13 protein-coding genes are annotated in these 13,875 nt (G+C 67.4%); 9 read left to right on the plus strand and 4 right to left on the minus strand.

Annotation, left to right across the window (positions count from 1 at the left end):
• Positions 1-1,311 (minus strand): histidine kinase dimerization/phospho-acceptor domain-containing protein (locus tag Q7T84_RS00715; protein WP_304805641.1); only part of this gene is annotated, 1,311 nt, incomplete at its 3' end.
• Positions 1,312-1,504: 193 nt separating this feature from the next.
• Between Q7T84_RS00715 and Q7T84_RS00720 the strand changes: the two genes are divergently transcribed.
• The 3 genes from Q7T84_RS00720 (at position 1,505) to Q7T84_RS00730 (ending at position 5,518) form a co-directional block, all read left to right on the plus strand.
• Positions 1,505-2,410: an SDR family NAD(P)-dependent oxidoreductase gene (locus Q7T84_RS00720; protein ID WP_304805642.1), complete on the plus strand. Its 906-nt coding sequence runs from the start codon at positions 1,505-1,507 to the stop codon at positions 2,408-2,410.
• 167 nt (positions 2,411-2,577) lie between these two features.
• Complete coding sequence (locus Q7T84_RS00725) at positions 2,578-4,008, plus strand: MFS transporter (RefSeq protein ID WP_304805643.1); 1,431 nt, start codon at positions 2,578-2,580, stop codon at positions 4,006-4,008.
• A 97-nt stretch (positions 4,009-4,105) separates the two neighbouring features.
• Positions 4,106-5,518 (plus strand): MFS transporter, encoded by a 1,413-nt coding sequence (locus tag Q7T84_RS00730; protein ID WP_304805644.1) that lies wholly within the window; start codon positions 4,106-4,108, stop codon positions 5,516-5,518.
• A 44-nt stretch (positions 5,519-5,562) separates the two neighbouring features.
• On the opposite strand, the gene Q7T84_RS00735 is transcribed toward Q7T84_RS00730, so the two are convergent.
• Positions 5,563-6,675 (minus strand): Mrp/NBP35 family ATP-binding protein, encoded by a 1,113-nt coding sequence (locus Q7T84_RS00735; protein ID WP_304805645.1) that lies wholly within the window; start codon positions 6,673-6,675, stop codon positions 5,563-5,565.
• A gap of 123 nt (positions 6,676-6,798) precedes the next feature.
• Here Q7T84_RS00735 and hflK point away from each other — a divergent pair, with 123 nt between their 5' ends.
• The 4 genes from hflK to Q7T84_RS00755 all read left to right on the plus strand — a co-directional run bounded on the left by hflK (position 6,799) and on the right by Q7T84_RS00755 (position 10,303).
• Positions 6,799-7,995, plus strand: coding sequence for an FtsH protease activity modulator HflK (hflK, locus tag Q7T84_RS00740; RefSeq protein ID WP_304805646.1), 1,197 nt, complete (start codon positions 6,799-6,801; stop codon positions 7,993-7,995).
• Complete coding sequence (gene hflC, locus Q7T84_RS00745) at positions 7,992-8,882, plus strand: protease modulator HflC (RefSeq protein ID WP_304805647.1); 891 nt, start codon at positions 7,992-7,994, stop codon at positions 8,880-8,882. Before hflK ends, hflC begins: the two co-directional genes overlap by 4 nt.
• Before the next feature lie 38 nt (positions 8,883-8,920).
• On the plus strand, positions 8,921-9,427 hold the full coding sequence (locus Q7T84_RS00750; RefSeq protein WP_304805648.1) for a GNAT family N-acetyltransferase: 507 nt from the start codon (positions 8,921-8,923) through the stop codon (positions 9,425-9,427).
• Between the two features lie 78 nt (positions 9,428-9,505).
• Positions 9,506-10,303, plus strand: coding sequence for a S1C family serine protease (locus Q7T84_RS00755; protein WP_304805649.1), 798 nt, complete (start codon positions 9,506-9,508; stop codon positions 10,301-10,303).
• Here the strand turns inward: Q7T84_RS00755 and Q7T84_RS00760 are convergent.
• Positions 10,287-10,952: an HAD family phosphatase gene (locus tag Q7T84_RS00760; protein WP_304805650.1), complete on the minus strand. Its 666-nt coding sequence runs from the start codon at positions 10,950-10,952 to the stop codon at positions 10,287-10,289. The two genes, Q7T84_RS00755 and Q7T84_RS00760, sit on opposite strands and share 17 nt — an antisense overlap.
• 49 nt (positions 10,953-11,001) lie before the next feature.
• On the minus strand, positions 11,002-11,895 hold the full coding sequence (gene serB / locus Q7T84_RS00765; protein WP_304805651.1) for a phosphoserine phosphatase SerB: 894 nt from the start codon (positions 11,893-11,895) through the stop codon (positions 11,002-11,004).
• Here serB and miaA point away from each other — a divergent pair.
• Entirely contained in the window at positions 11,894-12,823 is a 930-nt protein-coding gene (miaA, locus tag Q7T84_RS00770) for a tRNA (adenosine(37)-N6)-dimethylallyltransferase MiaA (protein ID WP_304805652.1), read from the plus strand. The genes serB and miaA overlap by 2 nt on opposite strands.
• Before the next feature lie 173 nt (positions 12,824-12,996).
• On the plus strand, positions 12,997-13,875 hold an 879-nt coding region (locus tag Q7T84_RS00775; protein ID WP_304805653.1), incomplete at its 3' end, for a thiamine pyrophosphate-binding protein.

Below are 13,875 nucleotides of genomic sequence, written 5' to 3' on the forward strand. Positions count from 1 at the left end.
CACCTGGCCCAGGCGGTGGTCGTCGCAGACATGGGCGGCGGCGCCCTCCCCCTCAACGGTCATGGCCAGCGTCAGGCCTTTGCGCTCGGCGCTTTCGGCCCCGATGGACAGGGCCGACTGGCAGGCGGCGACCAGGTCCACGGGCATGGGGTCCAGGTCGATGCGCCCGGCCTCCACCTTGGAGAAGTCGAGGATGTCGTTGACCACGGTCAGCAGGGCGCCGCCCGAGCGCTCGATCAGGCCGATCTGGCGGCGGCTGTCGGCGGGCAGGTCGTCGCGGCGCTCCAGCACCTGAGCGAAGCCGATGATGGAGTTGAGCGGCGTGCGGATCTCGTGGCTCATGGCCGCCAGGAACTCGGTCTTGGCGACCGAGGCCGCCTGGGCCCGGTCGCGAGCGCGCATGTAGCTGGCGGAACGCCGGGCCAGGATCTGGCGCAGCCGCTGCTGGTGAGTAGCCATCAGGGCGACGATGAGGCCGGTGGCGAAGACCATGGCCAGGTAGACCTGGGTCAGGGTGATCCGGTGATTGAGGCTCTCATGGTCCGTCAACAGCCCCGGCGGGGCGTGCTGGACGCCCAGCGGGAGCATGACCATGCAGGTGAGCCCCATGGCGAAGATGACCGCGCGCGGACCCAGGCGCAGGCCCACCAGGGTGATCGCCGGGAAGGCGACCAACAGAGCCACGGCGCTGAAGGGGGTGAAGACCAGCGCCGCGAGGGCCGCCATCAGCAGGTAGGCCGACAGGCGACGCCACAGGGCCGCCTGCATCAGGCCCGCCGCGTTGCTGTGTCCCAGCAACAGGATGGCGGGCAGGACCAGGCCCATGCCCAGCAGCTTGGCCGGCAGGCGATTGGCCAGCATGGTGACCGGAAACTCGCCGTGCAGAAGCCAGGCGCCCACCCCCAGCAGGACCGAGCCCACCAGCAGGACCGGCAGCAGGGCCAGGAAGATGAGGCCGGCGAACCGGCTCGGCGTGGTGAGGCGCACGACCCGGATCCGGCGCGCCAGCCAGACCACGCCCACGGCCTCGACGGTGTTCAGCACCGAGAAGCCGATCGCATCGATCCAGCCGACCTTGAACATCAGGACGACGGCGATCTGGACGACGAACCCGGTCACCAGGGTCGGCAGGCCCCAGCGGGCCGGCAGCAACAGCAGGGCGCCGATGACAAAGGCGTTGGCCGTCCAGATGGTGTCGATGCCGCCGGCCTGCTGGCGCAGGGCATTGGTCAGCCAGAGGTTGGCGATGTAGCAGAGCCCGAGAACCACGGCCGCATAGGCGTCCCGGTTGCGACCGACGGTCTTGATCATGCCGACTTCCCGGTCCTCAACATCCTGAGCCAAACCCTAGAATGGGGTCGCCAAGGAACTGTTAAGCACACTCGAAATCGCAGGATCCGAACCGCGGAGCCAGCCGCCCTGGGGACAGGCTGCGGCTTGACCTCGCCTCTCCCGCGCCGCACAAACCGCGCGAAATTCTGACCCTCTTTCTGGAGAGACTTCCATGGCGGACATCCGCTTCGACGGCAAAGTCGCGATCGTCACCGGCGCCGGCGGCGGCCTGGGCAAGCAGCATGCGCTGGAGCTGGCGCGCCGCGGGGCCAAGGTGGTGGTCAACGACCTGGGCGGCTCGATGGACGGTTCGGGGGGCTCCTCGGCCGCCGCCGACGCCGTGGTCGAAGAGATCAAGGCCCTGGGCGGCGAGGCCATCTCCAACGGTTCGTCGGTCACCGACGACGCCGGCGTCGCCCACATGGTCAAGCAGACCATGGACCAGTGGGGCCGCATCGACGTGCTGATCGCCAACGCCGGCATCCTGCGCGACAAGTCCTTCTCGAAGATGGAACTGTCGGACTTCGAGCTGGTCGTGAACGTCCACCTCATGGGCACCGTGAAGCCCGTGAAGGCCGTTTGGGAAATCATGCGCGAGCAGAACTACGGCCGCATCGTCGTGACGACCTCGTCGTCGGGCATGTACGGCAACTTCGGCCAGTCGAACTACGGCGCGGCCAAGCTCGGCATCATCGGCTTCATGAACACCATCAAGCTCGAGGGCCAGAAGAACAACATCCACATCAACGCCATCAGCCCGGTGGCCGCGACCCGGATGACCGAGAACCTGATGCCTCCCGCGGTGCTGGAAAAGCTGAAGCCGGAGTACGTCACCCCCGGCGTCGTCTACCTGGCCTCGGAAGAAGCCCCGACCGGCGCGATCCTGACCGCCGGCGCCGGCGCCTTCGCCCTGTCGCGCATCTACGAAACCGAAGGCGTCTACCTCGGCGAGGGCGGCCTGTCGGTCGAAGAAGTCCGCGACAACTGGTCCAAGATCTCCGACCCCGAAGGCCAACAGGCCTATGTCAACGGCGGCGAGCAGAGCGGCAAATTCTTCCGTAAGCTGCAAGGCGGCTAAGCTCTACACTCAATAGGTGTAAGTTGGCGGGCGGTCGTTCCTCAAGGGAGCGGCCGCCCGTTTTCGTTGCAACGAATTCACTTGCCGCCGCCTAGGTTATCGCGCGTAACCTGGATCCGAGACCGGGCCCGATCAGAGGCCTGGATCGATCATGGGAGAATCGAAACTTGACCCAGGCCCCGCCGGCTGCGCGCGCCCGAGCCCTGCCCCTATCCACCGCCTTCGCCTTCGCCGCCACCAGCCTGCCGATCTCGGCGGTCGCGATCGCGGTTTCGGTCTACCTGCCTCGCCACTACGCCAGCCATCTGGGGATCGACCTGGCCTTGATCGGCGCGGCGTTCTTCTTTGTCCGCATGATCGACATTCCGATCGACGGCCTGCTGGGCTGGTCGATGGACAAGACCCGCAGCAGATGGGGCCGCTACCGGATCTGGACGATCCTGGGCGCGCCGGTGCTGATGGCGGGGATCTACTTCCTCTTCATGCCGCCGGAAGGCGTAGGTCGGGCCTATCTGATCATCTGGTTGCTGGTCATGTACCTGGGCAACTCGATCCTCACCCTCTCCCACGTCGCCTGGGCCGCGACGCTCGCACCCCACTACGACGACCGCTCCAGGCTATTTGGGATCATGACCGCCATTGGCGTGATCGGCGCGGCCGCTGCGCTGGCGATCCCCATCATCAACGAAGCTCGAGGCGCCTCGGACGCGGGCAACGTAGCCACGATGGGCTGGTTCATTTTCGCCATGACCCCGATCGCCGTGGCCCTGGTCGTCTGGCGCACTCCCGAAAAGATCGCGCCGGAGGTGGCGGGCCAACAGTTCCGCATGCGGGACTATTGGGCGCTGATCGCCCGCCCCTCCTTCGCCCGCATCCTCCTGGCTGACCTGTGCCTCGCGCTCGGCCCAGGCTGGATGAGCGCGCTCTACCTGTTCTTCTTCACCGACAGCCGCGGCTACACCACCGGCCAGGCCAGCATCCTGCTGGCGATCTACATCCTGGCGGGCTTCGTCGGCGCGCCGCTGATGGGGCGCCTGGCGACCAAGATCTCCAAACACCGCGCGGTGATGGTCGCCACGACCGGCTACTCGCTGGTGCTAATCTCGCTGATGGCGATCCCCAAGGGCAACATGCTCGTCGGCGCCGTCCCGATGTTCATGGCCGGCTTCCTGGCCGCCGGTTTCAACGTCCTGACGCGGGCGATGACCGCCGACATCGCCGACGAGGTGCGCCTGGAACAGGGCAGAGAGCGTGCGGGCCTGCTCTACGCCATGACCGTGATGACCTCCAAGATCGCCGGCGCCTTCTCGATCGGTCTGACCTTCTTCGTGCTCTCGAAGGTCGGCTATATCGCCACGGAAGGCGCAGCCAACACGCCCGAGGCGATCCACAACCTTGAGCTCGCCTACCTGATCGGTCCGGTGGCCTTCGTCATGCTCGGTGGGGCCTGCATGTTCGGCTACAAGCTGGGTCCCGAGCGGCACGCCGAGATCCGCCGCCAACTCGACGAACGCGACGCCCTCTACGACGAGGCGCCGATCATTGAGGTGGTTTCCGGTGAAGCGGCCATTGCGGTCCCACCCCAAGCGAGCAGATAGTACCTAAGATTGGATACCGGCCCGGGACCTCGTCCCGGGCCTTCATTTTCTAAGCAGCCCGGAACATTTTTCCCGGGACCAGACATTTGAGGCGTTCATGGCGAATACCGCCACTAGCAGCCAACGGCTGTCACTGCCCGTGGTCATGTCCTTTGCGTCGACCGCGCTCCCCATCGCCGCCATCGGACTAGTGATGGCGGTCTATCTTCCCCGCTTCTTCGCCGCCCAGCTTGGCCTCTCGCTCCTAGCGGTCGGCAGCGCCTTCACCATCGTGCGGCTGATCGACATGGCCCTAGACCCGATGCTGGGCATGGCCATGGACCGCACCCAATCGCGATTCGGCCGCTACCGGCCGTGGCTGGTGCTGGGCGCGCCGATCGTCATGGCCGCGTCCTACATGCTGTTCATGGCCAAGCCGGGGATCACCGAGGGCTATCTGATCGGCTGGCTGCTGGTGCTCTATGTCGGGATCTCGATCCTGACCCTGGCCCAGGCCGCTTGGGCCGCCTCGCTCGCCACCGACTATCATGACCGCTCGCGCGTCTACGGCGTCATCCAGGCGGTCGGCGTCGTCGGGGCGGTGCTGATCCTGCTGCTGCCGCTGGCGCTCGGCCCCAAGGGCACTGGCGCGAACGGCGTCCACGCCATGGGCTGGTTCTGCATCATCCTGCTGCCGATCACCGTCGCCCTGTGCTCGTTCGTCACTCCTGAGCGCATCAACCCCGAGACCGACCGCGAACGCGCCACCCTCGCCGACTATTGGGACCTGGTGCGCCGCCCCGAGATGGCGCGGCTGATTTTCGCCGACCTGTTCATGGCGCTCGGCCCCGGCACCACGGCGGCGCTCTATCTGTTCTTCTTCCATGACGCGCGGGGCTATTCGACCTCCCAGACTGGCGTGCTGCTGGTCTTCTTCATCGCCGCGGGCCTGCTCGGCTCGATGTTCTGGGGCTGGCTGGCGCAGAAGATCGGCAAGCACCGCGCGATCATCACCGCGGCCGTGGCCTACGCCTTCACCCAGTCGGCGCTGATGATCATCCCGCCGGCCACCATGTCGCTGGCCATCCCCGGCATGATGTCGGTCGGCTTCGTCTCGTCGGCCTTCATCCTGATCGTCCGGGCCATGGTCGCCGACGTCGCCGACGAGGTCCGGCTGGAAACCGGCAAGGAACGCGTGGGCCTGCTCTACGCCCTGGTCACCACCACCCAGAAAATCGGCACCGCCATCACCGTCGGCATCAGCTTCTGGGTGCTCGACATCGTCGGCTACAACGCCGCCGAGGGCGCTGTGAACACTCCAGAAGCCATTCGCGGCCTGGAGCTCTGCTATGTGTTCGCGCCGATCATCTTCGTGTTCTTCGGCGGCGCGGCCTTCATCGGCTGGAAGCTGGACGCCACCCGCCACGCCGAGGTGCGCCGCCAGCTCGACGAACGCGACGCCCTGGCCGCCCAAGCGGCTCTGCTAGGCTCGGTGAGCGGCGTCAGCCTCGTGACCGACACTCCGCACTAGGACCGCACGTAGATCCTCCCCCGTGGGGGAGGATCTATCCTGACCTAGACCATCAGCGCCTTGGCGGCGCTGATGAAGGCCTGGGCCGCGGCGCTGTCCGGCGTCGTGGCGACCACCGGCTGGCCGTTATCGCAGGCCTCCCGCAGCGCCATCTCCAACGGAACCTCGGCCAGCAACGGCACGCCCAGCCGGGCCGCCTCGGCCTTGGCCCCGCCGGACCCGAAGATCGGGATCGGCGCTCCGGTGGCCGGATCGGTAAAGAAGGCCATGTTTTCGATCACGCCCAGGATCGGGGTGCCGGTCTTCTGGAACATCGAGACCGCGCGGCGCGCATCGATCAAGGCGATCTCCTGGGGCGTCGAGACGATCACCACTCCGTCGATCTTCATTTTCTGGATCAGGGTCAACTGGATGTCGCCAGTGCCAGGCGGCAGGTCGACAACCAGCACGTCCAGCGGCTCGGCTTCCGAACCCCAGGCCACGTCGTTCATCATCTGACGGACGGCCGAGGACGCCATCGGGCCGCGCCAGATCATCGGCGCGCCCTCATCGACCAGGAAGCCGATCGACATGACCTTCAGGCCCCAGGCCTCCAGCGGCTGCAACTTGCCGTTCTCGAAGGCCGGTTCGCCGTCGACGCCCAGCATGCGCGGCGCCGAGGGACCGTAGACATCGGCGTCCAGCACCCCGGTCCGCAGGCCAAGCTGCGCGAAGGCGGTGGCCAGGTTGACCGAGACCGTGGACTTGCCCACCCCGCCCTTGCCGCTGGCCACCGCGATGACCCGGCGGACATGGGCCGGGCGCGCGGCGTCGGCGGACGGCGACGCCGCGGCCTTGGGATCCTCGCTCACCCGCGCGCCCTTGCGCACCCGGGTGACGCCCTCGGCCGGCGGCGGCGCGTCATGCTCGGCGGTCAGCACCACCTGGGCCTTGGTCACCCCCGGAACGGCCGACAACGCGGCCTGCGCCTCGCCATGGACCGGGCCATAAAGCGCGGTCTCCGAGGATGGGACCTCCAGCATGAAACCGGCCCGCCCTGGGCCGATGGTCAGTCCACGGACCAGCCCCGCGGCCACCAGGCCTTTGCCAGACTTAGGATCCAAGACCCGGTCAAGGGCCGTCAAAACGGCGTTACGATCGGGGATTGTCGAATCCATTGGGCCCTTTGCCTTGCTTTAACCGACGTTGAGTAACATATCCGGCTCACAGCGCCGGTTTACAAGCCCAGCCACGGGCCTCACGACACGGCCGCGCCGAGACGAAAGCAAGACGACGCGACCATGCCTTGGAATGACAACGCGAACCCCGGTCCCTGGGGCGCTCCGCCCCCGAACGATGGGAATGGCGACAAGAAGCCCCCTCCACGCCGGCCCACGGGCGGCGGCGGCGGCAACGGTCCGCGTGGCCCCCGCCGTCCTGAAGGTCCTGAACTGAACGCCGCGTTCGAACGCTTGCAGCAGCAAGCCCGCGACTTCTTCGGCGGTCCTGGCGGCAACGGGATTCGTCCTGGCGCGATCGCCGCGGTGGCCGGCGTGGGCTTCGGCCTCTGGGCGCTGTCGGGCGTATATATCGTCCAGCCCAACGAGCAGGCCGTTGTCACCACCTTCGGCGCCTATTCGCGCTCTGAAGGGCCTGGCATCCGCTATCACCTGCCGGCGCCGCTCGAGCGCGTCGAAAAAGTGCCGGTCACCAGCTTGAACCGCATCGACATCGGCGGCACCGCCACCAACGACGTGCCGGCTGAAAGCCTGATGCTGACCGGCGACGAGAACATCGTCGATGTCGACTTCAGCGTGACCTGGCGCGTGGCCAACGCCCGCAACTTCGTCTTCAACGTCCGTGATCAGGACGACGCGGTGAAGGCCGTCGCCGAGAGCGCCATGCGCGAAGTGGTCGGCCGCACGCCGCTGCAGGACGTCCTGACCCGCGGCCGCGGCCAGGTTCAGGCCCAGGCGGCCGAGACCATGCAGCGGACGCTGGATTCCTGGAACGCCGGCGTGACCGTCGTCGAAGTGCAGATCCGCACCGCCAACCCGCCGACCGAGGTCGTCGCCGCGTTCCGTGACGTGACCAACGCCCAACAGGACGCCGAAAGCGCCGCCAACGAAGCCAACACCTATCGCAACCGGGTGATCAACGAAGCCAAGGGTGACGCGGCCAAGCTGATCGAATCGGCCCGCGGCTATCGCGAGCAGTCCGTGCGCGAAGCCACCGGCGACGTGTCGCGCTTCGACCAAATCTACACCGAGTACCGCAAGGCTCCCGGCGTGACCAAGGAGCGGCTCTACATCGAGACCATGCAGCGCGTGCTCCAGAACTCGAACAAGGTGGTCATCGACGGCAAGGGCGCCAGCGCCCCCATCATCCTGCCGCCTGACGTCTTCCGCCCCCGCACCGCCGCGCCCCCTGCGGTACGCGTCGAGCCCCAACCTGAGACCGGCGCCGCGCCGGCTCCCAACGCGGGAGCCGCCCGATGAACCGTAACCTCACTGTTCTCGCCGTCATCGTCGTCGGCCTGCTGATCGTCCTGTCTCAGACCTTCTTCATCGTCGACCAACGTACTCAGGCGGTCATCGTGCGCCTCGGCGAGCCCGTGCGCGTCATCAATGCGCCGGGCGACCCAGACCCCGGCCTGAAGATGAAGGCGCCCTTCATCGAAAACGTCGTGAAGTTCGACAAGCGCAACCTGGCGCTTGAGGCGGAGAAGGAAGAAGTCATCGCCGCCGATCAGCAGCGCCTGGTGGTGGACGCCTTCGTTCGCTACCGGATCTCCAACCCGCTGCAGTACTATCGCACCCTTCGCGACGAGCGGACCGCGTCCGACCGGATCGAACGGCTAGTGAATTCCTCGCTCCGTCAGGTGCTTGGCTCGGCCGCCTCGAACGACATTATCTCGGGTCGTCGCGGTGAGCTGATGGCCAAGACCAAGGCCGATGTCGCCGCTCGCGCCAACTCATCGAAGCTCGGTATCGAGATCATCGACCTGCGCATCAAGCGCGCCGACCTGCCAGCCGCCAACCAGGCGGCCGTCTATCGCCGGATGCAGACCTCCCGTCAGCAGCAGGCGGCCGAGACTCGGGCCGAGGGCGAACAGCGCAAGCGTGAGATCATCGCCAGCGCCGACCGCGAAGTCGCGATCACGCTCGCCACCGCTCACCAGGAAGCCGAGACCACCCGAGGCGAGGGCGACGCCCAACGCACACGGCTGTTTGCTCAAAGCTTCGGACGCGACCCGGCCTTCGCTTCGTTCTACCGGTCCATGCAAGCCTATGAGGCCTCGTTCGGCCGCGGCGACACCACCATGGTGCTGTCGCCCGACAGCGAGTTCTTCAGGTACTTCGATCGCGGCCCGAACGCCCGCTAAGCTGCGTGCCGAGCCTGATACGACCAGCCCTCGCGCATATGCCTTCCTTCCTGGAGGCTCTGCGCGAGGGCTACTCCCGCGATACGCTGCGGGCCGAGACCCCGGAATCGATCGCCGAGATCGAGGCTGATCCGGAGGCCTTCATCGAGAGCCAGCGCCATCCGCCGACGACCGTGACGCTTCCGGACGGCGGCCAAGGGCCAGCTGTTCCCTCTACCGTCCTCTGGTACATCGACGGCGAGACGTTTCTCGGCTCCTTCCACGTCCGCCACCACCTCAATGAGAACCTCGAAAAGGTCGGCGGGCACGTCGGCTATGCGGTTCGGCCCAGCATGCGCGGTCACGGCCACGCCAGCGCCATGCTGGCCGAGGGGCTGAACTATATTCGCGCGAACCTGCCGCTGCGGCGCGTGCTGCTGACGGTGAACGCGCTGAATCCCGCCTCGATCAAGGTGATCGAGAAGAACGGCGGCGAGCATACCGCCTCGATCCCGCACATCTGGCGGCCCGGCGAAACCGCCCTGCACTATTGGATCGCGCTGTAAGGCCGCACCCCTGCGGGTGGAACCAAGCTCGGCCTTGGCCGCTTTTGGGCGTGAAAGTTTTTTCGCCCGGAGTCCGTCTTGCGCACCCAACAACTTTTGCACGCCGCGGCCGGCGTCGTCGCCTTTGTCATCCTGCTGCTGCTCGGCTGGGGCCTGACACGAGGGTCCGATGAGACGCCCCGCGCCGCCCGTAGCGGCGAGGGCTTCGTCGGCGCGGTCGACAAGGGCCAGCGGGCGACGGTCATGATCACCGTCTCCGGCGGCCCACGGGGCGAGCCCATGCCGATGGGATCAGGCTTCGTCGTCTCGTCCGAGGGCTTGGTGGTCACCGCCGCCCATGTCACCGGCGGCATGCCGGTGGTGAGCGTGGTCTTCGCCGATGGCAGCGTGGCGCGTGGGGAACTGGTGGGCGAAGACGAGGTGGCCGATGTCGCGGTGTTCAGCACCACGCCTGGCAAGCCGCTGACGCCGCTGACCCTGGCCGACAGCAATCAGGTGAAGGCCGGACAGCCGGTCGTGTTGATGGGCGCGCCCTACGGACTGATCGGCACGGCGACCTCGGGCATTGTCTCGGCGATCAACCGCCAGATCGGCCCCGTCAGCGAAGGCCGCTTCGCCAACGGCGCGCTGAGCGGGCCGGTGACCGCTTATATCCAGACCGACGCGCCCCTGACCGCCGGCGGTTCGGGCGGCCCGTTGCTGAACGCCGCCGGTCAGGTGATCGGCATGGCCAGCGCGCGCGAGTCGCGCGGCGAACCGGGCGCGGGCCTGGCGTTTGCGATCCCGTCCAATGTCGTGAAGGACGTGGTCGATCGTTTCAAGAACCCGCCCCGCACTCCGGCGGCCGGGCGGCTGGCGCCTAGCGCGAGGCCCTGACCAGGGCCTCGACCTCGTGCAGGTCGCGGGCGATGCGGACGCAGAGATCGTGCATCTCCTGGGTCGGATCGAGCAGGTCGGGAACCATGATCGTCATCATGCCCGCCGACGACGCGGCGCGAACCCCGTTGTGGCTGTCCTCCAGCGCCAGGCACAGCTCCGGCACGATCCCAAGGCGGGCAGCGGCGGTCAGGAACGGATCGGGGTTGGGCTTGCCCAGCACATAGTCGCCCCGCGCCACGACGGTGTTGAATCGGGGGATAATGCCGCTGTGGCCAAGGTGGGTTTGAACCGATCGATGGCTGGACGAAGTCGCGATCGCGCGCGGCAGGCCAAGTTCGTCCAGATGATCCAGCAGTTCGATGACCCCGGCTTTCAGAGCCACGCCGCCCGCGCAGACCAAATCGACGTGGTCGCGGGTGCGGGTGTTGAAGGACTCGATCGGGAAGTCGTCCCCGAAGTGGTCCAGCACCTTGCGGTCGCTGGACGGGCCCGGCAGGCCGATCATGCTTTTGAACAGCGACAATGGCATGTCGTGACCGTGCTCGGCCGCCACCGCGATCATGGCGTCGCGATAGACGACTTCCGTGTCGCAAAGCAGTCCGTCCATGTCGAATACGACGGCGAGGGGCGTGCGGGGCAAGGTCATGGCGAGGTCTCTAGCGACCTTGGCCCCGCGCGGGAAATCAAACCCCACTTCAGTCGGTTACGAACTCGTCGGCGCGGTAGCCCTGGAAGTAGAGCAGCGCCGTGAGCGAGGCATGGTCCACCTTTGCGTCGGCTTGGGCCGCGACAATCGGCTTGGCGCGGTAGGCCACGCCCAGACCGGCCGCCTCAATCATGCCGAGGTCGTTGGCGCCGTCGCCGACCGCCAGGGTTTCAGCCAATTCCATGCCCCCCGCCTGGGCCAGCTCCTTCAGCGAGGCAAGCTTGGCCTCACGGCCGAGGATCGGATCTCCGACCGTGCCGATCAGACCCTGACCGTCGTCATGCAGGATATTGGCGCGGTCGAGGTGGAAGCCGGCGGCCTGGGCGACCCGGCTGGTGAAGAAGGTGAAGCCGCCCGAAACCAGGGCGCAGCGCGCGCCGTGCTGGGCCATGGTCCGCACCAGGGTTCGGGCGCCTGGATTGAGCCGGACGCGTTCGTCATAGGCCTGTTGCAGGGCGCTCAGCGGCAGGCCCTTCAACATCGCCACGCGCTCGCGCAGGGCCTCCTCGAAGTCCAGCTCGCCCTGCATGGCGCGCTCGGTGATCGCCGAGACCTGTTCCTTCACGCCGGCGAAATCCGCCAATTCGTCGATGCACTCGCAGCCGATAATGGTGGAGTCCATGTCGGCGATCAGCAGGCGTTTGCGCCGCCCGTTCCAGGGCTGGGCGCAGACATCTATCGGCTGCTGGGCCAGCGCCGCTTCGGCCGCGGCGCGCACTGGGGCGACCGCTTCGGCTTCCACCAGCAGGTCCACGGCGCCGTCGCCAAGGATGCGGGGCTCCTTGACGCGGGCATGGGCTCCTGCGAGCGCTGGCGTTAGAAGGGCGACGGCCTGTAGAGCCGCGTCTGAATCGGGACCGACAAGGGTAAGGGCGATCTGCATGGAGCCCCGCATCTGGCTGATCGCCGGGCCAACGGCAAGCGGCAAGTCGGCGCTGGCCCTGCGGCTGGCCCAGGAAATCGGCGCCGAGATCGTCAATGGCGACGCGCTGCAGCTTTATGCCGACCTGCGCCTGCTGACCGCCCGGCCGTCGCTCGAAGAAGAGGCGCTGGTTCCTCATCACCTGTTCGGAACGGTCGACGCCGCCGACGGCTGGTCGGTCGGGCGCTGGCTGCGAGCGGCGACGAGCGTGCTGGACGAGATCGCCGCGCGGGGCCGGCCGGCCGTGGTCGTCGGCGGCACCGGCCTCTATTTCCGCGCCCTGACCCACGGCTTGGCCGACGTGCCCCAGACCCCAGATGACGTGCGCGCCGCCGCCGCCGCCGATTTCGACGCCATGGGCGAGGCCGCGTTCCGTGACCGCTTGGCGCAGGTCGACCCGGCCGCCGAGGCCCGCATCTCGCCCGCCGACCGCCAACGGCTATCCCGCGCCTGGGAAGTCTATGCCGCCACCGGAACCTCGCTCAGCGACTGGCAGGCGCGCACCGATCCCGCCCTGCCCGCCGAAAGCTGGAACGCCGTGGCGTTGGAGCCGCCGCGCCAGGCGCTCTACGACCGCTGCGACGCCCGGCTTGAAGCGATGATCGACCAAGGCGCCCTGGACGAAGTCGCCGCCCTTGCGGCGCGAGGACTAGATCCGGCGCTGCCGGCGATGAAGGCGGTCGGCTATCGCGAACTGGCCAGCTATCTACAGGGCGAAACCACGCTGGCGCAGGGCCTGGAGGCCGCCCAGCGTGAAACCCGCCGCTACGCCAAGCGGCAATCGACCTGGCTGCGGGGACAGATGACCGACTGGCCACGGGTGGACGCCGTCGACCACGAAAGCCAGTGGAGGCAGTTTCTTGCTCTGAGCCCCGCCTTGACGGGGTGATCGGGGCATGGCATGAGCGCTGCTGACTTCATTTGGAGAACGCTCGTGCGTGAGCTTCTTGTACTCTCTGGGCGACCTCTCGCGGACTGACTTCGTCGTCAGCCCGTTAAAGGTCGCTTGCCACAGGCCCCATTGAGGGCCTTTTTTATTGCCGAAAACCAAGGCCGCCCGAAATGACCGCCCACCAGACCATCGAAGCCCCCACCACGACCGAAACCCTGACCGGCGCCGAGATCGTGGTCCGCGCCCTAATCGACCAGGGCGTCGAAGTGCTTTTCGGCTATCCGGGCGGCGCGGTCCTGCCGATCTATGACGCCTTGTTCGAGGAGGCGCGACTGCAGCACGTGCTGGTCCGCCACGAGCAGGGCGCGACCCACGCGGCCGAGGGCTACGCCCGCTCGACCGGCAAGCCCGGCGTCGTTCTGGTGACCTCCGGCCCCGGCGCGACCAACGCCATCACCGGCATCGTCGACGCCTTGATGGACTCGATCCCGATGATCGTCTTCACCGGCCAGGTCGCCACCCACCTGATCGGCACCGACGCCTTCCAGGAATGCGACACCATCGGCATCACCCGGCCGATCACCAAGCATAACTACCTGGTCAAGGACGTGGCCGACCTGCCGCGGATCATCCACGAGGCGTTCCACATCGCCACCTCGGGTCGCCCCGGCCCCGTGGTCATCGACATTCCGAAGGACGTGCAGTTCTCCAAGGGCGCCTATCAGGGCCCCAAGGAAGTCGTGCACTCCCACAACTACAACCCGCGCACCAAGGGCGACTCGGCCAAGATCGCCGAGGCCGTGGCGCTGATCGCCGGCGCGCGCCGCCCGATCCTCTACACCGGCGGCGGCGTCATCAACGCCGGCCCGCGGGCCTCTGAACTGCTGCGCGAGTTCGCCAAGCTGACCGGCGCGCCCGTCACCTCGACCTTGATGGGTCTGGGCGCCTTCCCGGCCTCCGATCCCGCATGGCTCGGCATGCTGGGTAGGCACGGCAGCTTCGAAGCCAACAACGCCATGCACGACTGCGACGTGATGATCGCTGTCGGC

It is taken from the genome of Phenylobacterium sp., assembly GCF_030654915.1.
Taxonomy (GTDB): domain Bacteria; phylum Pseudomonadota; class Alphaproteobacteria; order Caulobacterales; family Caulobacteraceae; genus Phenylobacterium.

Excerpts from the sequence above, each read along its gene's own strand:
- Q7T84_RS00720 (WP_304805642.1), top strand. The coding sequence starts at position 1,505 with ATGGCGGACATCCGCTTCGACGGCAAAGTCGCGATCGTCACCGGCGCC.
- Q7T84_RS00730 (WP_304805644.1), top strand. The coding sequence starts at position 4,106 with ATGGCGAATACCGCCACTAGCAGCCAACGGCTGTCACTGCCCGTGGTC.
- Q7T84_RS00735 (WP_304805645.1), bottom strand. The coding sequence starts at position 6,675 with ATGGATTCGACAATCCCCGATCGTAACGCCGTTTTGACGGCCCTTGAC.
- hflK (WP_304805646.1), top strand. The coding sequence starts at position 6,799 with ATGCCTTGGAATGACAACGCGAACCCCGGTCCCTGGGGCGCTCCGCCC.
- hflC (WP_304805647.1), top strand. The coding sequence starts at position 7,992 with ATGAACCGTAACCTCACTGTTCTCGCCGTCATCGTCGTCGGCCTGCTG.
- Q7T84_RS00750 (WP_304805648.1), top strand. The coding sequence starts at position 8,921 with ATGCCTTCCTTCCTGGAGGCTCTGCGCGAGGGCTACTCCCGCGATACG.
- Q7T84_RS00760 (WP_304805650.1), bottom strand. The coding sequence starts at position 10,952 with ATGACCTTGCCCCGCACGCCCCTCGCCGTCGTATTCGACATGGACGGA.
- miaA (WP_304805652.1), top strand. The coding sequence starts at position 11,894 with ATGGAGCCCCGCATCTGGCTGATCGCCGGGCCAACGGCAAGCGGCAAG.
- serB (WP_304805651.1), bottom strand. The coding sequence starts at position 11,895 with ATGCAGATCGCCCTTACCCTTGTCGGTCCCGATTCAGACGCGGCTCTA.